Consider the following 17,758-nt stretch of genomic DNA (forward strand, 5'->3'; position numbering starts at 1 on the left):
ATGTCCAGCCGTTCCACCGCTACCGATCCCCGTGGAGGGGCCGCCGAGGTCCAGCATGCCGCGTCCTGGTATGCCGCCTCGGCCAATGCCTCACCCCAGCGCCCGGCCCTCGAGGGAGAGGTGAGCTGTGATGTCTGCGTGGTCGGGGCCGGCTTCACCGGCATCTCCGCCGCGCTCCATCTGGCGGAGCAGGGGCTCAAGGTGGTGGTACTGGAGGCGGCCAGGGTCGGTTACGGCGCCTCGGGCCGCAACGGCGGTCAGATCGTCAACAGCTACAGCCGCGACATGGACGTGATCGAGGACAAGTACGGCGCCGACACCGCGCGTGCCCTCGGCGACATGGCCTTCGAGGGCAATCGCATCATCCGTGAGCGCATCGCCCGCTACGACATCCAGTGCGACCTGCGTGAAGGCAACCTGTTCGCCGCCTGCAACGAGCGCCAGCTCAAGGGGCTGCGCGAGCATCAGGCGCTGTGGCAGCGCTACGGCCACGACGGGCTGGAGCTGTTGGAAGGCGACGCCTGTCGCCGCGAGGTGGGCAGCGATCGCTATACCGGCGCCCTGGTGGACCACTCCGGCGGTCACCTGCATCCGCTGAACCTGGTGCTGGGCCAGGCGGCGGCGCTGGAGTCCCTGGGCGGTGTGATCTTCGAGCAGAGCCCGGTGGAGTCGCTGGTACACGGCCAGCCGGTGGTACTGAAGAGCCGCAACGGCAGCGTTCGCGCCGAGCGTGTGGTGATGGCGGGTAACGCCTACATGAGCGGCGTGATGCCGGAGCTCGAGGCCAAGTCGATGCCCTGCGGCACCCAGATCATCACCACCGAGCCGCTCGGCGAGGACCTGGCCCGGGAGCTTCTGCCCAACAACATGGCGGTGGAAGACTGCAACTATCTGCTCGACTATTTCCGCCTGACCCACGACAACCGCCTGATCTACGGCGGGGGAGTCAACTACGGCGGCGAGGACCCCCAGGACATCGAGGCGGTCATTCGTCCCAAGATGGAAAAGACCTTCCCGATGCTCAAGACGGTCAAGGTGGACTACGCCTGGAGCGGGACCTTCCTGATGACTCTCAACCGACTGCCCCAGTTCGGGGTGATCAATGACAACGTCTACTACGCCCAGGGCTACTCCGGTCATGGCGTGACGTGCACCCACCTGGCCGGTCGCCTGATCAGCGAGGTGATGACCGGACGTGACGAGCGCTTCGATGCCTTTGCCGGCCTGCCGCACCTGCCGTTCCCTGGCGGCCGCATGCTCAGGGTGCCGCTGTCCGCCATCGGCGCCTGGTACTACCAGACCCGGGACAAGCTGGGCATCTAGCCGCTGGTCGGTTTCACGGGGCCTTGCCATAGGCCGCTGCCACAGGCCGTTGCCACTGATAGTGCGGGCAAGCCAATGGCAGCGGGATCGCTCCGTGACCCGCGCTCCCGGCTTGTGAGGCCCATTACTGCGTCTCGCCCAACGCCTCGCTGCCTCCGGCAGCGAGGCGTTGTGATGTGTGGGCAGGGGTGTGCCAATGGCATAAGAGGCGAGGGCAGCAGCGCCCGTCGTCGCCGATTGGGGGCACCTTTGTCGGTGAGTTGCGACAGCCTCACAAACAACTTGCAAGTGGCTCCATGGTTCTTCGAACGCTGTTCGATAACGACTAGGATAGGGTTATCACATCGCCAAGACATCTGCCGTGGCGCCTCTCGCACGCTAAGCGAGCGCCCTGGCGGAGCAAGGAGAACAGCATGAGCAAGTCGATCATCGTCGGTTCCACCCTCGCGGTCTTTGGCCTTGGTGGCCTGGCATTTGGCGCCTGGCAGGTGCAGCAGGCGCCCCAGGGGCCGCAGTTCGCCGATATTGCCGCCGTCACGCCGGTCACCGAGACCGTCTCCACGCCGCGAGAGGTCTGCGAGAACGTTCAGGTGACACGCCAGGCGCCGACCCGGGATCCGCACAGTATTCTGGGCAGCGCTGCCGGTGCGGTGGTCGGTGGCCTGGTGGGCAACCAGATCGGCGGTGGCAGCGGCCGCAAGATCGCCACCGTGGCCGGTGCCATCGGCGGTGGCTTCGCCGGACGCGAAGTGCAGCGTCGGGTCGAGGCCGGCCAGACCTATACCACCACCGAACAGCGGTGCCACACCGTCAACGACACCCGTGAAAAGACCCTGGGCTACGACGTGGCCTGGGAGTATGACGGCGTGCGTCAGGTGGCGCGTCTGGAGCAGGCGCCCGACGGCGAGCGTGTGCTGATCGAGCAGGGTCAGCCCCAGTGGGACGTGGTCCGGGGTACCCCCGACAAGTCCTGATAGAGCCCTGATAGAGCCCTTATAGAGTCCTGGCGGGAACCTGGTTCCGGTCTTCAGCCTTCGCGTAAACACCCAGCCCCCGCCAACCGGTATCTTTCGATGCTGGCTGGCGGGGGCTGTTGTCGTCGCTCTAGTTGTGAACCTGAACGTGAACGTGGGCGAGGGCAGGGGCGCTGGCCCCGGGCGCCCTACAGATCGCTGTTGGTCTTGTTGACCACCTTGCCGAGGGCGTCGATGGGCTTGCTGGAGGGGTACTTGTAGGAGGCGAAGCGCACCGCCAGCACGGACAGGGCCAGCAGGAAGATGCCGCCGCACAGGTACAAGAGACCGGCGTCGGGCTTGGGGTGGTGGGAAATGTCACCGATCAGGTAGCGGGTCAGGGCGGTGATGGCGACATACAACAGGAAGCGAATCGGCAGGTGATTGGTCTTGAAGTAGATGCCCACCATGGCGCCCAGCTCAAGATAGATGAACAGCAGCAGGATGTCGTCGACGCTGGCGTGGCCACTGGTCAGCATGTCGAGGAAGGCGACCACCGAGGCCCAGGCGATCATCCCGCCGATGACGAAGAGTCCCAGGTAGTGAAAGCCTTCCACGAGCAGGTTGCCGATGGTATCGGCGTGATGGTGCATCTTGTCGCGGCTGGTGCGAGCCCATTTCACAGGCGATTCCTCATCGGTGTGGTGGCGTCTTTCACGCTAGCCCGGCGTGGTAGGCGTGACAAGCCGATACTCCGTTGGTTCAGGGCGGTTTGTTGACGCAGTCACGCGGATTGCGCCGCTTTTCACCGGCATACTGAAACGCCGCCGTATCGACAAGGAGCCGGTCGATGGTGACGACGCTGCCCCAGGCCTTCTTTCGCAACTTTATCGGTCCCTCGCCGGACTGGTACAAGACCGCCATCCTGGTCTGCCTTGTGATCAATCCGCTGGTCTACGCCTGGTCTGGGGGATTCGTCGCGGGATGGCTGTTGCTGGTCGAATTCATCTTCACCTTGACCATGGCGCTGAAGTGCTATCCGTTGCAGCCTGGTGGGCTGCTGGCACTGGAAGCGGTGGCCATCGGCATGACCGGCCCCGACAGTGTGATGCACGAGGTGGCGCTCAACCTGGACGTCCTGCTGTTGCTGGTGTTCATGGTGGCGGGCATCACTTTCATGAAGCAGCTGTTGCTCAAGGCGTTCACACGCCTGCTGATCGGTGTCACGTCCAAGCGTCTGCTGTCGCTGTGTTTCTGCGTGACGACGGCAGCGCTCTCCGCCTTTCTGGATGCCTTGACGGTGATCGCGGTGGTGATCAGCGTGACGGTGGGTTTCTACGCCATCTATCATCGGGTGGCGTCGATGAAGGGGCAGCACGACGATCATGACCACAGCGATGATAGCGGGCTCCCCGAGGTCAGCCACCAGGACCTGATCGACTATCGTCGCTTTCTGCGCTCGCTGCTGCTCCACGCCGCCATGGGGACCGCCCTCGGCGGTGTCACGACCATGGTCGGTGAGCCCCAGAACCTGATCATCGCCGAGCAGGCTGGCTGGGGCTTTGGCGAATTTGTGCTGCGTATGGCGCCTGTCACTCTGCCGGTGCTGGTGGCAGGCCTTGCCACCTGCCTGCTGGTGGAAAGCCTGCGCTGTTTTGGTTACGGCCAGCGTCTACCGGCCAAGGTACGCGCCATCCTGGTCGAGCACGACCGCCAGGAGCGGGCAGGCCAGTCGCTGATCGAGGTGGCCAGGTTATGGGTGCAAGCGGCGGTGCTGGTCTGGCTGGTGGTGGCGCTGGCTCGCCACGAGGCGTCGGTGGGGCTGATCGGGCTTGCCGTCATTGTGTTGGCAAGCGCCTTTCTCGGTGTCACCGAGGAGCACGCCCTTGGCAAGGCCTTCGAGGAAGCCTTGCCCTTCACCGCCCTGCTGGTGGTGTTCTTCGCGGTGGTGGCGGTGATCATCGAGCAGGATCTGTTTGCACCGGTGATCGAGCTGGTGCTGTCACGCCAAGGCAGTGAGCAGCTGGGCCTGGTGTACGTGACCAATGGTCTGCTGTCGATGGTCTCGGACAACGTCTTCGTCGGCACCGTCTACATCAGCGAAATCCACTCGGCCTTAAGCGCTGCGCGCATCGGCGCCGAGCAGTTCGACCTGCTGGCCGTGGCGGTGGCCTGCGGCACCAACCTGCCGTCGGTGGCGATGCCCAATGGCCAGGCTGCCTTCCTGTTTCTGCTGACCTCGGCGGTGGCACCGCTGATTCGCCTTTCCTACGGCCGCATGGTGTGGATGGCCGCACCCTATACCCTCGCACTCAGCCTGGTGGGGTTTGTGTGCGTACGCTACGTGCTGGTGCCTGCCAATCAGGCGATGCAGGCCATGGGGTGGCTGTAGGGTTGGTGTGCTCGCAGATCCAGGTTGCGTCAAGCCTGGCGCAGGTCTCCTTGAAGGACCTTCTTCTCCGCCACCAGCGGTGCGCTCTTCTGATCGAAGGCATGAAAGTGGTCGGTGTCCAGATGCCATCTGAAGGCGTCTTGGTCCCGGTAGAGCTCGTAGAGGACGAAGGTGTTCTCGTTCCGTAGTCGAACCACATCGAAGCGCTGGCAGTGACGTTCCTTTTCCAGGCTATCCGAGGCTTGGCGCAGCAGTAGTGCCTCGAGGCGATCGGCACACCCTTGCTGCGGGGTAAAACTGACGATGACGGCGTGCACGGTGAATGTCTCCTGTCTGGGGTGGATGAGAGCGGTGACTGATGAGAGCGGGGTGGATGAGCGTTGGTGTCGGCAGCTCGGTGCCGACACCCGTCTCCTTGTCGATGTGACGCTACTGAGGGTCGTCGGCGCCATGCGCTGGCTTGCCAGCTAGCGCACGCCCTCTGAATTTTTTCCAAAGGCGGCTGCGATAGCGCTTCCAGGCCGGGATCTGAGACGCGATGGTCAGCACGATCACGGCGATCAGCAGTAGCGACACCGGTCGCTCGAAGAATCCCATCAGGCTGCCCTCGGACACCATCAGGGCGCGGCGCAGGTTTTCATCCGCCATCGGGCCCAGAATGACGCCGATGACCAGAGGCGAAATGGGGTAGTCCATCTCGCCCAGGAAGTAGGCGGCGATGCCGATCGGCACCATCAGGTAGAGATTCAGCAGGCTGAGGCCCAGCGCGTAGGACCCGATGACCGACAGCACCGCGACAATCGGCAGAAAGATCGACGAGGGTACCCGCAGCACCTTGATGACGTGCTTGGCCAGAAACATGCCGTTGATCCACATGGCCAGGGAGGCGAGGGCGATAATGGCGGTGAGCTCGACCAGGAAGTTGGGCTGGGTGATGGCGATCATCGGACCCGGGTTCAGGCCGTGCAGCATCAACGCGCCAAGCAGCATCACCGCCGGCGGGCTACCTGGAATGCCGAGGGTCGTCAGAGGAATGAGTGCACCACCAATACAGGCATTGTTGGCCGTTTCCGACGAGACCAGGCCGGCAGGTTCGCCCTTGCCGAAGCGTTCAGGGTGGGCAGAGGAGTTCTGGGCGGTGCCGTAGGACACCCAGCCGGCGATATCCTCGCCGACGCCGGGGACGGCACCGATACCCACGCCGATGAACGCCGAGCGGATGACGTGGCGCAGATTGCGGAAGACCGCACGGAATTCGGGCAGCACGCGCTTGACGGGCTGGGGACTGCCGAGGGCTACCCTGTCGCGCAAGGTGCGAATGATCTGCGGGATCGCAAAGGCGCCGATCAACACCGGAACGACCTCGATGCCACCGTCCAGCTCCGGCAGGCCGAAGGTGAACCTGGGGAAGAACTGAAGCTGGTCGCGACCGATCGTCGATAGCGCAAGGCCCAGCAGTCCGGCGATCCATCCCTTGTAGACCAGGTCCTTGCTCGTAAGGGTGCCGCTGATGATGATGCCGAAGAGCGCCAGAAGAAAGAATTCATAGGAGGTGAACTGCAGCGCAGCCTCGGAGATCAGCGGTGCCAGGGCGATCAGCGCGATCATGCCGATCAGGGTGCCGATAAAGGACGCGGTGGTGGTCATGCCGAGCGCCTTGCCGCCTTCCCCCCGTTGGGCCATGGGGTAGCCGTCCATGGCGGTGGCGGCGCCCGCCGCGGTGCCGGGGATATTGATGAGAATGGCCGGGTAGGACCCACCGTAGACCGCCCCCACGTACATGGCGATCAGCGAGATCAGTGCGGTCTGAAGGTCCATCGAATAGGTCAGCGTGGTCAGCAGGGCGACCCCGAGCGTCGCGGTCAGGCCGGGAAGCGCCCCGAAGATGATACCCAGGAAGCTCGACCCCAGCAGTAGCGCCACCATCGCGGGGTTGGTAAGGATCTGCCAGATGGCATGCGCGAATACCGAAAGCTGCGCGATAAAGTCCATGCGAGTGTCTCCTTAACCTTGGGCCGTCAGGTGGCTGACGAGGGCTTGCATGGTGTCTATCACCAGACCTTCCACCGGGAGTGGTACCAGCAGGAAGAAACGGAAGATCGGTACCAGCACCAGGGGAACGGCAATGCTGACCAGCACGACGGTGCGCAGTTTCCTGCATTCGCTAGGCGAATGGCGCAGCAACCACCAGGCGATGGTGGCGACTGTCAGAAGCGTGGCGATAGCTACCAGATCCAAGGCGTACTGCTGAGATGTTGGCCGATGGCTCAGTAGTGTGATGAGCACGCAAGCGATGACGGCGCCGACCAGTGTCAGGGGAATGAGAGCCACCTTCTCGATATAGAAAGGTGTGATGAAGAGAAAGAGGAAGAGGGCGCTGGCCAGTGCAAAATCGACGCTGGGGACGAACGAGTAAACGTACAGACCGATAAAGGCCATGATCACGGCCACACGACAGGAAGCAGAAGCTGGAAAGAACGCCTTCGATCGGCCCTTCGAGGCGCTCTCTCTACGTCTGGCGCCGCCATCGAGGATGGCGCGTCGCAGCAACAGCAGCGACACCAACCCCAGGGTGACGGCGATCGACAGGGGGAACAGCGCGGGGGAAACGTACCAGGCGTTGGTGACACCGCCGTAGCTGTCGGTCATGGGGAAGGTGAGGGATTTTGCGAGCATGGCGAATGCCAGCAGCAGCAGTGCCAGGCTCGTGAAGAAATCGCGGCGTCGCCGCTGGATGAGTTCGTCGTTCCCCGAGAAAGCGGCGCCTGCCTGATTCTCGGGTTCAGGGAGCTGTTTGCTGTCAACCATGATGTGTCCAGTGAACCTGATGTTCTACGAGGTATTGACGTGGCCCGGGAAATGCCCGGAGGCAACGATTGCCTCCGGGCCTTCGGTTATCGGGAACGAAGAAGTCGCGATCAGGGCCTTGGAATATTCAATTCCTCCGGATTGATGGAAGCAGACTCGAGGTCATACAGCGTCCATGAGAAGAGGGACTCGAGCCGAGAGAATTCCTCCGAGGCTTCTTCTCCCGTCTTGCCGGACAACTGGAAGTAGTTGTCCTCTGCCCACTGTTTTACCGCGTCGGTTTCCAGTGCCTGCTCGAACGCCTGTTCAAGGGTCTCCTTGACCTCCTCCGGGGCATCGTCGCGGACGGCAAAACCGATGGTCTGTCGAATAGGCAGATATTCCTTCAACTGCGGATAGCTGTCGAAGGCAGAGGGGATTTCACCGGTTCCCTCGATGTCGACCGGGCTATCGGTCAACACCGCCAGGGGCCGAAGTCGATTGGCCGCAATCAGTTGCTGCTGCTCGGCAAGAGAGGTGATGACCACGCTGACTTCACCCGTGATGGCGGCGTTCTGGCCCGGCGCGGAACCCGGGTAGGGAATGAAGTTGAGGTCTGCCCCCGTGCCTTTCTCGAAGGCGAGCAGATTGAGGTGATGAACGGAGCCCGAGCCCCCCGCGGCTGCCTTGATGGTGACGTCGCCGCTGGAGGCCGCCTCCACCAGTTCTTCCAGGCTGGTATAGGACGAATTGCTGCCCACGGAGATCAGGTCCGGCGATCCCCCGATGATGAAGGGGTACCAGCTGTCGAAGGTATTTTCCCAGCCGCCCTGGACCGCCGCGGCGACATTCGATTCGGACAGACCTGCCAACGTGTAGCCGTCGGCGGGCTGGTTGCTGACATGGCTCATGCCGATGGAGCCGGCGACACCGCCCGGTTTGTTGACCACGTTGATGCGCCTGGGAAGGAAGGCGTTCATTTCTGCACTGACGACCCGGTTTGCGACATCGGTGCCGCCGCCGGCCGACCACACGACCACATTGGTGATGTCGCGTTCGGGGTAGTCCGCGGCGGCTGCGTGAAAGGAGAGACCCATGAGCAGGGCGATTGCTGGCGTGACATGACGTTTCATTTGGCTTCCTCGTCGCTTGTTGTTGTGCCGGTCGCCCGGGTGGCTGACGCGGTCTGGTCTTGACCGGCTTTGTGCATGTGTTAATGTATACGTTAACGAGTTGGTCGTCAAACGCTGGTGAAAGGGCCACAGAAACGGTCCCTCGGAACATCGAAATCCCGGAACAAAAAGAAGACTGACCAACGCAAGAACAGAACAACGAGACCCAGGAACAACATGATCGAACTCGAAGCGCTGGACTATAGCGGTGGCGACTTGAAGCGGCCCGAATGCGTGCTGACACATTCGAGTGGCCTGCTGATGACCGCAGACTGGACCGACAGCGGTGGCGTGGCGATCTTCCGCCATGCAGATCGCGCGCCGGCCCTTCGCATCCTGTCGAACCAGCAGGGCTTCCAGCTTCGTCCCAACGGTATTGCTCTGGAAGACGACGGCGGTGTGATCGCGACCCATCTGGGCGAAGACCAGGGGGGCGTCTTTCGGCTGCACGTCGACGGCGCCCTGGAGCCATTGGTGACCGAGATCGACGGTGTCGCCCTGCCTCCCACCAACTTCGTTCATCGAGACGGCGCCGGTCGCCTCTGGATTACCGTCAGTACCCGTCAGCAGCCCCGCGCCAAGGGGTACAGCGCGGCGGTGGCCGACGGTTTTATTGCTCTGGCCAACGCCGATGGCAGTGACGCCAGAATCGTCGCCGATGGCCTGGGTTACACCAACGAGTGTGCCCTGCACCCCGATGGCCGGTGGCTTTACGTCAATGAAACCTTTGCCCGCCGGCTGAGCCGTTTTTCCGTGGAGGAAAAGGGACGACTCGGCGAGCGCCAGACTGTCTGCGAGTTCGGCCCTGGCACCTTCCCCGATGGGGTGACCTTCGATGTCGAAGGCGGGGCCTGGATCACCAGTATCGTCAGCAATCGGGTCATCCGGGTCTCGCCGACCGGGGAGCAGAGTGTCGTGCTGGAAGACAGCGACGAGGCCTATCTCAAGCAAGTGGAGGAGGCGTTTGACGCCGGTCGGATGGGTCGCCCTCACCTGGATGGCGTCGTCAGTCGTCGACTCGGTCACGTATCGAGCCTGGCATTTGGCGGCAGCGACCTCGATCGGGCTTACCTTGGCTGCCTGCTGGGGGACCGCCTTGCCTCGTTTCAGGCGCCAGTGCGCGGCGTGGCGCCGATACATTGGCGTGCTCCCTTGACCCGATTGCGTTCGGCACTCGCCGGCGCCGATGCCTGACTTCTTCAAGTAACAACCAACAATAGCGAGAGGCTGTCAAATGACCAACAAGACCCACTTTTCCATCGCTGTCTTTCCCGGTGACGGCATTGGCCAGGAAATCATGAAGCCGTGCGTCACGCTGCTGGAGGCAGCCATGGCGCGGGTCGGGGGCGTATCGGCGAGCTTCGAGGAGCTGCCTGCCGGTGCCGCCCACTTCAGGGATACAGGGGAGTCGCTTCCCGAGGCCTCGTTGAAGCGTGCCGATGAAGCCGATGCGATCCTGCTGGGTGCCATGGGGCTGCCGGACGTTCGCTATCCGGATGGCACCGAGATCTCGCCACAGATCGACTTCCGCTTCCGTTTCGGCCTGTACGCCGGGGTCAGGCCGGTGCGCACCATCGCCGGGCTTCAGCCGATGCTCAATAACCCCAGCGCCCACGAACTCGACTTCGTGATCGTGCGGGAATCCACCGAGGGCCTGTTTGCGTCTCACGGCAGGGGCGAGATCAAGGGCGACGAGGAAGCGCGCGATACCCTGGTCATCACCCGGGATGTGAGTCAGCGACTGTTCGACTTCACCCTGGCGCTGGGACAAAGCCGCCAGGCCCAGGGGGGGAAGGGCAGGGTGACCTGTGTCGACAAGGCCAATGTGTTCAAGTCCTTTGCCTTCTTCCGCAAGATCTTCGACGAGCGGGCCGAGGCGCATCCGCAGCTCGACTGCGACCACATGTACGTGGACGCGGCGGCGCTCAACATGGTCACCAGGCCCTGGGATCTCGACGTGATGGTCACCGAGAACATGTTCGGCGACATACTGTCCGACCTGGGCGCCGGTCTGATCGGTGGCATGGGTTACGCGCCTTCCGCGGACATCGGCGATGATCACGCGGTCTTTCAGCCATGCCATGGCAGTGCGCCGGATATCGCTGGCAAGGGCCTCGCCAATCCAACGGCCATGGTGCTGTCCGGTGTGATGATGCTGGAGTGGCTGGGAGAGAAGCACGACTGTGAGCCGGCGCTGAAGGCAGGCAAGTTGCTGCGAGAAGCCGTGGACGCTGCCTTTGCCACTGGCACCCTGGTGACCTGCGAGCTGGGCGGGGATGCCGGTACGACCGCTGTGTTCGAGGCGGTCATGGCCCAGCTGGTCGAGCTTCCGATCCAGTAGCTTTTGATGGTTGGGTGGTGCGCCGCTCACAATGGCAGGTCGCAGGAGGTAGGTTATTGATGGAAAAGCTAAGGGTGGCGGCGGTTGGCGCCGGATACTTCAGCCAGTTTCAATATGACGCCTGGTCACGCATCCCCGAGGTTCAGGTGGTGGGCGTGTGTGATCAGGACACCTCTCGTGCTCGGGAGGTGGCCAAGCGTCATGGGGGCTGGGAGGTCTACTCGGATGTCCTGGCGATGCTGGAGGAAGCGCGCGCCGACGTGCTGGATATCATCACGCCGCCCTCTTCACACCTGGCCTTGATCCGCCTGGCGGCGGAGCGCGGGGTGAACGTGATCTGCCAGAAGCCGTTCTGCAAAAGCCTGGAGGAGGCGCGCCAAGCCGCCGCCCTGGCCGAGCAAAGCGGGATCGAACTGATCGTTCATGAAAACGTCCGGTTTCAGCCCTGGTACGAGGAGATCCAGCGGCAGATCGCCGCGGGCAGGCTGGGGCAGATCTATCAGGCGACGTTCCGGCTGCGCCCTGGAGATGGACAGGGGCCGCAGGCCTATCTGGAGAGGCAGCCGTACTTTCAGAAGATGGAGCGGTTTCTGATCCACGAGACCGGGATACATTGGATCGACACCTTTCGCTATCTCTTCGGCGAGGTGTCCGCTGTCTATGCCGAACTGAGGCGCCTCAACCCGGCTATCGCCGGTGAGGATGCGGGGCATGTCATCATGGAGTGTGCCGGCGGGGTTCGCGCCGTTCTGGATGGCAACCGCCTGTCCGATCATTGCGCCGAAAACCGGCGGCTGACCATGGGCGAAATGACCATCGAAGGAAGCGAGGGTGTGCTGGTACTGAGAGGCGATGGCAGCCTGGGTTACAGAAGGCACGGGGAAAATCTGTGGCAGGATATCGACTATGAGTGGGTGGATCACGGTTTTGGCGGGGACTGCGTGTATCGGTTCAGCCGCCATGTGGTGGATGGCCTGATGGGGCGGTCGAGGTTGGCAAATACCGCGTCTGACTATCTCGCCAACATGAACATCGAAGAGGCTGTCTACACCTCTGCCAGAGAAGGCAGGCGGCTTCGTGTGTCCAGTGACGTCTGTGGAAGCTGAGGATTTGCAGCGATGAACTCAAGAGACACGTCTTCTCGATCCGTGCCGGCGAGCAGGGGCGAGGGGCCTCCGGGGGACAAGCTGTCGCTGCCGGAAAAGGCGTACTACGAGATAAAGCGTCGGATACTCGACAACGAGTTTTCCTCGGGATCCTTTCGCCTCGAGAAGGAGTTGGCGGAACTGCTCGACATGAGCCGGACGCCCGTTCGAGAGGCAATGATTCGGCTGGCCAATGAAGGGCTGGTGGAAATCAGGCCGCGCCACGGTATGCGCGTGTTGCCGGTATCGGCCGAGGATATGGTCGAGATATACGATGTGTTGACGGCGCTCGAGACCCAGGCGGTCGAGTTGCTGGCACGACGTGGATTATCCGACCAGGAGCTCGGCCAGTTGATGGATGCGGTGGATGAAATGGACGATGCCCTGGCCGATGACGACCTGACCCGCTGGGCAGCGGCGGACGAGCGATTCCATCTGCTGCTGGTGGAGTTGTGCGGCAATCGCCGCATCGCCACCATCGTCAACACCTATTGGGATCAGTCCCACCGTGTGCGCATGTTGACCCTGGGACTACGGCCACGGCCGACGTCATCGAACAACGACCATCGGGCCGTTGTCCAGGCCATTCAGAATGGTGACGTCATCGCCGCCAGGGACCATCACCGGGAGCACCGGGTAAATAGCGGCAGGATGCTGGTGGAGCTACTCGACAAGTACGGTCTTTCTTCGATCTAGGCGTGTGTCGCGATACGAAAACCGGGAGCGCATTGCGCTCCCGGTTTCGTTACACCAGCGCGTAGCCCAGCGCCACGAAGCCGAGGCTGGTGACGGTTGCCCCGATCAGGGTGTAGGGCAGCTGGGTCAGGGCGTGCTGCATCGGCAGGACGCCGCTGCCCTGAGATGACAGTACCGAGGAGTCCGAGAAGAAGCAGGCGTGGCTGCCGAAGCTCGAGGCCGACAGCAGGGCGCCCACCACCAGTGGCATCGACACCTCCATATGGGCGGCCATCGGGATCACGATGGGGATCGAGATCACGAACACGCCCCAGGACGATCCGGTGGCAAATACCACCACCGCCATGGAGATGAAGACGATGGCCGGCAGCAGCGCCGGGGTGATGTAGGGCGCCAGGGTGTCGATCATGAACTGGGTCATGCCGAGCTGGTCGTTGACCTCCTTGAGCACGAAGCCAACGGCGACGATGGCCAGCGGCAGCATCATGGTGCGAAAGCCGTCCATGATCGAGTCCATCAGGCTCGAGAAGGTGGACAGGCGCTGCACCAGGAACAGCACGATGGTGAACAGGGTGGCGGCGATGACGCCCTTGAGCAGGTCGATCTCGAAGTAGGCGCTGGCGCCGATCAGCACCGCCATCGGGGCGACGAAGTTGAACAGGCCAAGCCAGGGGTTGCCACGCGGGGTGTCGTCGCCAAGCGGCTCATCCGGGGCGCCGTCGGGAATCGTCTGGCCGGCGCGGGCGCGGGCCTCGGCGGCCTTCATCGGGCCAAGGTCCGGCACGATGCTCATGGCCACCAGAAAGACCAGGCCCATGGCGACCCAGCCATACAGCATGTAGGGAATCGACTGGATGTACAGCCACATGCCGGGGCCATCGGTGGCGCCGTTGGTTTCCAGCAGCTCGGCAAAGTACACCGCCCAGGTCGAGATCGGCACCAGGACGCAGATCGGGGCGGCGGTGGAGTCGACGATATAGGCAAGCTTTTCCCGCGATACGCCGAAACGGTCGGTCAACCGCTTCATCGCCGCCGAGGTCGCCAGCGCATTGAGGTAGTCGTCGATGAAGATCAACAGTCCCAGTACCGCAGTGCACAGCAGTGACTGACGGCGGGTCTTGACCAGGCGGCTCATGAAGTGGCTGAAGCTAAGGGTACAGCCGGACTTCTCGAGCATGGCGATAAAGCCACCCATCAGGCCGCATACCAGGATCAGCCAGGCGATGGTCTCGTTCATCATGACCGATAGCGAGACGTCGGCCAGGGCACCGATATAGTCGCTCGGCTCGATCAGGATAAGCCCGGACAGCGCGCCGATGGCCAGGGCCTCCAGGGTCCTGTGGGTGGCAATCGCCACCACCAGCACGATCAGCGAAGGCACCAGGCTGATCCAGCCGAAGGGGGTGCCGGCTTCGTGGTGGAAGGTCAGGCCGGCCACCAGGGCAATGAGTCCTGCGACCATGGCAAAGGTGCGACCCTTGCCTTTCTGGCTGGGCTTGCCGGGGGCGAAGGGATGGGTGGACGGTGCGTTGGTCTGGGTCATGGCGTCACCTCCAGTGCGAGGCCTGGATCGATGACAAGGGGCGTTGTGGTTGTCATGAGGGAGGTACCCGTGATTGCTGTGAGTTATATCGGGTTGTTGAGGTCTTGCGTTCGTGCCGGGCGAGCGCACAGGGCGTCCCCGCCCGGTACGGGAGTCCGGGGCGTTAGCGTCGTGATTTCCCGCGTTCAGACGTGGCGCAGGTACCAGTCGTACTCCAGGCGACTGACGCTTTGCATGGCCAGTTCGCGCTCGGCGCGACGGTTGGCCAGAAACACCTTGAGAAACGCCTGGCCGAAGGCTTCTCCGAGCGGTTCGCTTTGCTCCAGCAGGTCGAGGGCTTTTGACCAGCTGTTGGTCAGGGTGGGCTCGTACTGGCGGTAGGCGTTACCAGTGACGGGCTCCCCCGGCGAGACAGCGGTATCCAGACCGTGACAGACCGAGGCCAGCAGGGTGGCCAGCAGCAGATAGGGGTTGGCATCGGCTCCGGCTACTCGATGTTCTACCCGGCGGGCGGCGTTGGCTCCAGAGGGGATCCGCAGTGCCACCGAGCGGTTATCGTAGCCCCAGGTCGGCGTCATCGGCACATAGAGGCCGGGCTGAAAACGTCGAAAGGAGTTCAGATTGGGCGCAAACAGCGCCATAGAAGCAGGCATCAGCTCCATCAGGCCTCCGATGGCATGACGCAAGGCAGGGGTTCCCAGCGGGTCGCCATCGCTGTCGGCGAAGACATTGTCGCCGCTTTCGTCGATCAGGCTCATGTGGACGTGCATGCCGTTGCCGGCCTCGCCGCCGTACAGCTTGGCCATGAAGGTGGCCTCGAAGCCGTGGCGCAATGCCACGCCCTTGATCAGGCGCTTGAGCAGCACCGCGCTGTCGCAGGCCTTCATCACGTCATCGCCGTGGATCAGATTGATCTCGAACTGCCCCGGGGCGCATTCCTTGAGCGCGGTGTCCAGCGGCAGTTGCTGTAGCTGGGCGGCGGCGTGCACCTCCTCGAGGAAGTCGGCGTACTCGTCGAGTTCGTTGATCGAATATAGCTGGCTATCGCTCGCCCGCTCGCCGCTGGCCGGGGAGCGGCAGGGCTGGGCCATACCCATCTCGTCGCGTTGGCGATCGACCAGATAGAATTCGAGCTCCAGCGCGACCACCGCCTTGAGGCCGCGCTCGGCCAGTCGCTCGACCTGGCGCGCCAGCACGTTGCGGGGATCGGCGAAGAAGGGGCCGTCCTGGTCGTCGCGCATGTTCATCAGCAGTTGCGCCTGGCGTCCCTTGCGCTGCCAGGGTGTGACCATCAGGGTGCCGGGAATGGGACGGCAGACCTGATCGCGATCGCCGATGTCGAGCCCCAGCCCGGTTTCCTCGACGGTATTGCCGGTGATGTCGAGGGCGAACACCGAGCCGGGGAGCTGGATGCCGCTTGCGTAGGCCTTTTCGAGGTTGTCACGGGGGATGCGCTTGCCGCGCAGCACGCCGTTCATGTCGCTGATCAGCAGGTCTACGCTGTCGACCTCGGGATGTCGGGCCAGAAAGTCGCGAGCTTCGTCGACGCTGGGGGTGCCCATGCTGTCACCTTTTGTTGGTTCGTTGTGATGTGGCTAGTGTTTCGCTGACCGGGCCATGGTGTCAAATTATTTACGCGTAGAGGTGAGGAGCCTGTCGAGGTGTCGAGTGGTCTTTGGTTTTATGTAAATCAGTAAAAACAGATAGTTGGCAGTCTTTCTGTCAAGATTTTCGGCGCCGGGCTTGGCAAGAAAATCCGACCAAGGTATGTTGAGGAAACCATAACAACGGATAGAGCTGCGAGGAGTTCGATGAACAATCGTCCGCTGGTTGGCGTCATCGCCTGCCGTCGAGAGGTCGAGGGTCACCCGGCCCACATGGTGACCGACAAGTATCTGCGCGCCCTGCGTGACTACGGTCTTGAACCGATCATGCTGCCGGTGTGGCAAGGGCAGGGCCAGGAAGATGCCCGGGCGCTGCTGGCGCGCCTCGATGGACTGGTGCTGACCGGCAGCTACACCAACGTACTGCCCGAGCGCTACGGTGCTGAACGCGAACCGGAGAATACCCGGGACGACGTGGATCGCGACGCCGCCGCCATGAGCTGGGTGCCGCTGGCGCTGGAGCAGCAATTGCCGCTCCTGGGCATCTGCCGGGGATTTCAGGAGCTCAACGTGGCCTTCGGCGGCAGCCTGCACCAGGCAGTGCAGCGGGTGCCGGGGCGGCTGGATCACCGCGAGCCGGAGGGTGAAAAGGCCGAGCAGTATGCGCCGGTACACGACCTCGAGATTCAGCCCGGCGGCCGTCTGGCCGCGCTTTACCCCGAGGCCAGTGCGCGGGTCAACTCGCTGCACCAGCAGGGTGTCGATCGACTTGGTGAGGGGCTGCGCGTCGAGGCGCTGGCGCCGGACGGGCTGGTGGAGGCCATCTCGGTGGCTGACGCGCCGGGGTTCACCCTGGCGGTACAGTGGCATCCGGAGTGGGAGCCCCAGTCCCATCCGCTGTATGACGCCATCTTCAAGGGCTTTGCTGCTGCCTGTGCGACGCACTAGGGCTTGTCTGAAAAGTGCCTGCACTCGGTAATACGGCGTTAAAAATCGGATCAAAATGCTCATTTACACCCCGTAAACTGCGCTTTCTCACCGATTTTTGCCTTGTCTAACCTTCGCTCGTCGACTTTTCGGACAGCGCCTAATGTCCTGGGCGTCGGCGCCGTGCCGAGTTGGTCAATGACGTCAGCCAGGCGGTGTGTTTGACGCTGTGTTCTGCCTGCTTCGATGAATACTGTGCCGACTTACCACTGTCGGTGGGGAAAAGCTGTCCGCTGCCTCGACAGGCATAGAGATCCTTCTATGCTCAAACGGTGAGGATCGCCCCTGATGCTCGCAGTTGGATCTCCCCTCTCAAGGAATCGAAGGAGAAGACCATGGTGATCAAGCGTTCGTCTTTGATGCTGGTGCTTGCGGGTTCGCTGCTGTCTCTGGGCGCGGCGACGGCCCTGGCGGAGTCTAGTGCCCAGGATGAGCATCGCCAGGAAATGGAAGAGCAGGCGGCCACTTCTCAGCCCGGTGAAGGCATGATGGATCAGACCAACGAGACCTTGCTGGAAGGGTCCGCCGCGGCTACCGAGAAGCGTCAGGAAATGCTCGAGGGCTCCTCGGATCCGGGCAATGCCGAGGGCAAGATGGATGGCTACAACGCCGAACTGCTCGAAGGCAGTGCGGCCGCCACCGAAAAACGTCAGGAGATGATGAAAGAGCAGGAGTAAGCCTGCGACGGGGTCATCGACCCAGGCCTCCTGGCGACCCATCACTCAGCAGATGACAGCGGTGCCGTAGTCACAGGGTCACCACGTCGTGCTGGCACCCTTTCTCAACGTCGTCACAACACCTGAAGTCGCCACAAC

Annotated in this window: 16 protein-coding genes; 9 read left to right on the top strand and 7 right to left on the bottom strand. The window is 62.8% G+C overall.

The genetic code is table 11. The features are described 5' to 3' along the window. Positions 1-1,323: an FAD-binding oxidoreductase gene (locus C9F12_RS11515; RefSeq protein WP_108448962.1), complete on the top strand. Its 1,323-nt coding sequence runs from the start codon at positions 1-3 to the stop codon at positions 1,321-1,323. Between the two features lie 413 nt (positions 1,324-1,736). Next, positions 1,737-2,297, top strand: coding sequence for a glycine zipper 2TM domain-containing protein (locus tag C9F12_RS11520; protein ID WP_108448963.1), 561 nt, complete (start codon positions 1,737-1,739; stop codon positions 2,295-2,297). Between the two features lie 188 nt (positions 2,298-2,485). On the opposite strand, the gene C9F12_RS11525 is transcribed toward C9F12_RS11520, so the two are convergent. Further along, positions 2,486-2,959, bottom strand: a complete 474-nt coding sequence (locus C9F12_RS11525; RefSeq protein WP_197037120.1) for a phosphate-starvation-inducible PsiE family protein — start codon at positions 2,957-2,959, stop codon at positions 2,486-2,488. A 167-nt stretch (positions 2,960-3,126) separates the two neighbouring features. Between C9F12_RS11525 and nhaB the strand changes: the two genes are divergently transcribed. Then, positions 3,127-4,668: a sodium/proton antiporter NhaB gene (gene nhaB, locus C9F12_RS11530; RefSeq protein WP_108448964.1), complete on the top strand. Its 1,542-nt coding sequence runs from the start codon at positions 3,127-3,129 to the stop codon at positions 4,666-4,668. A gap of 29 nt (positions 4,669-4,697) precedes the next feature. Here the strand turns inward: nhaB and C9F12_RS11535 are convergent, their stop codons facing one another. The 4 genes from C9F12_RS11535 to C9F12_RS11550 form a co-directional block, all read right to left on the bottom strand. Then, entirely contained in the window at positions 4,698-4,985 is a 288-nt protein-coding gene (locus C9F12_RS11535; RefSeq protein ID WP_162816462.1) for a putative quinol monooxygenase, read from the bottom strand. 112 nt (positions 4,986-5,097) lie between these two features. Further along, a complete protein-coding gene (locus C9F12_RS11540; RefSeq protein WP_108448966.1) occupies positions 5,098-6,660 on the bottom strand; it encodes a tripartite tricarboxylate transporter permease in 1,563 nt (520 codons plus the stop codon). Positions 6,661-6,672: 12 nt separating this feature from the next. Next, positions 6,673-7,476 carry a tripartite tricarboxylate transporter TctB family protein gene (locus tag C9F12_RS11545; protein WP_108448967.1) on the bottom strand — a complete coding sequence of 268 codons (804 nt, stop codon included), beginning with the start codon at positions 7,474-7,476 and terminating at the stop codon, positions 6,673-6,675. A gap of 110 nt (positions 7,477-7,586) precedes the next feature. Then, complete coding sequence (locus C9F12_RS11550) at positions 7,587-8,588, bottom strand: tripartite tricarboxylate transporter substrate binding protein (protein WP_108448968.1); 1,002 nt, start codon at positions 8,586-8,588, stop codon at positions 7,587-7,589. A 216-nt stretch (positions 8,589-8,804) separates the two neighbouring features. Between C9F12_RS11550 and C9F12_RS11555 the strand changes: the two genes are divergently transcribed. From C9F12_RS11555 to C9F12_RS11570, 4 genes are read left to right on the top strand one after another with little or no spacing between them, the layout of a single operon-like run. After that, positions 8,805-9,821 (top strand): SMP-30/gluconolactonase/LRE family protein, encoded by a 1,017-nt coding sequence (locus C9F12_RS11555; protein ID WP_108448969.1) that lies wholly within the window; start codon positions 8,805-8,807, stop codon positions 9,819-9,821. A 40-nt stretch (positions 9,822-9,861) separates the two neighbouring features. Continuing rightward, entirely contained in the window at positions 9,862-10,968 is a 1,107-nt protein-coding gene (locus C9F12_RS11560; protein ID WP_108448970.1) for an isocitrate/isopropylmalate dehydrogenase family protein, read from the top strand. A 59-nt stretch (positions 10,969-11,027) separates the two neighbouring features. Further along, positions 11,028-12,074 carry a Gfo/Idh/MocA family oxidoreductase gene (locus C9F12_RS11565; protein WP_108448971.1) on the top strand — a complete coding sequence of 349 codons (1,047 nt, stop codon included), beginning with the start codon at positions 11,028-11,030 and terminating at the stop codon, positions 12,072-12,074. Between the two features lie 12 nt (positions 12,075-12,086). Then, complete coding sequence (locus C9F12_RS11570; RefSeq protein WP_108448972.1) at positions 12,087-12,809, top strand: GntR family transcriptional regulator; 723 nt, start codon at positions 12,087-12,089, stop codon at positions 12,807-12,809. 49 nt (positions 12,810-12,858) lie between these two features. Here C9F12_RS11570 and C9F12_RS11575 read toward each other — a convergent pair whose 3' ends face one another. Continuing rightward, the gene (locus C9F12_RS11575) at positions 12,859-14,352 is read right to left on the bottom strand and encodes a Na+/H+ antiporter NhaC family protein (protein ID WP_108448973.1); all 1,494 of its coding nucleotides are present in this window, start codon (positions 14,350-14,352) and stop codon (positions 12,859-12,861) included. Between the two features lie 185 nt (positions 14,353-14,537). Then, the gene (locus C9F12_RS11580) at positions 14,538-15,914 is read right to left on the bottom strand and encodes a glutamine synthetase family protein (RefSeq protein ID WP_108448974.1); all 1,377 of its coding nucleotides are present in this window, start codon (positions 15,912-15,914) and stop codon (positions 14,538-14,540) included. Positions 15,915-16,163: 249 nt separating this feature from the next. Between C9F12_RS11580 and C9F12_RS11585 the strand changes: the two genes are divergently transcribed. Both C9F12_RS11585 and C9F12_RS11590 read left to right on the top strand, forming a co-directional pair. Continuing rightward, positions 16,164-16,904 (top strand): gamma-glutamyl-gamma-aminobutyrate hydrolase family protein, encoded by a 741-nt coding sequence (locus tag C9F12_RS11585; protein WP_045995226.1) that lies wholly within the window; start codon positions 16,164-16,166, stop codon positions 16,902-16,904. Positions 16,905-17,278: 374 nt separating this feature from the next. After that, positions 17,279-17,620, top strand: a complete 342-nt coding sequence (locus C9F12_RS11590) for a hypothetical protein (RefSeq protein ID WP_108448975.1) — start codon at positions 17,279-17,281, stop codon at positions 17,618-17,620. Positions 17,621-17,758 lie beyond the last annotated feature (138 nt).

The sequence above is a fragment of the Halomonas sp. BN3-1 genome (assembly GCF_003056325.1).
Taxonomy (GTDB): Bacteria; Pseudomonadota; Gammaproteobacteria; order Pseudomonadales; family Halomonadaceae; genus Halomonas; species Halomonas litopenaei.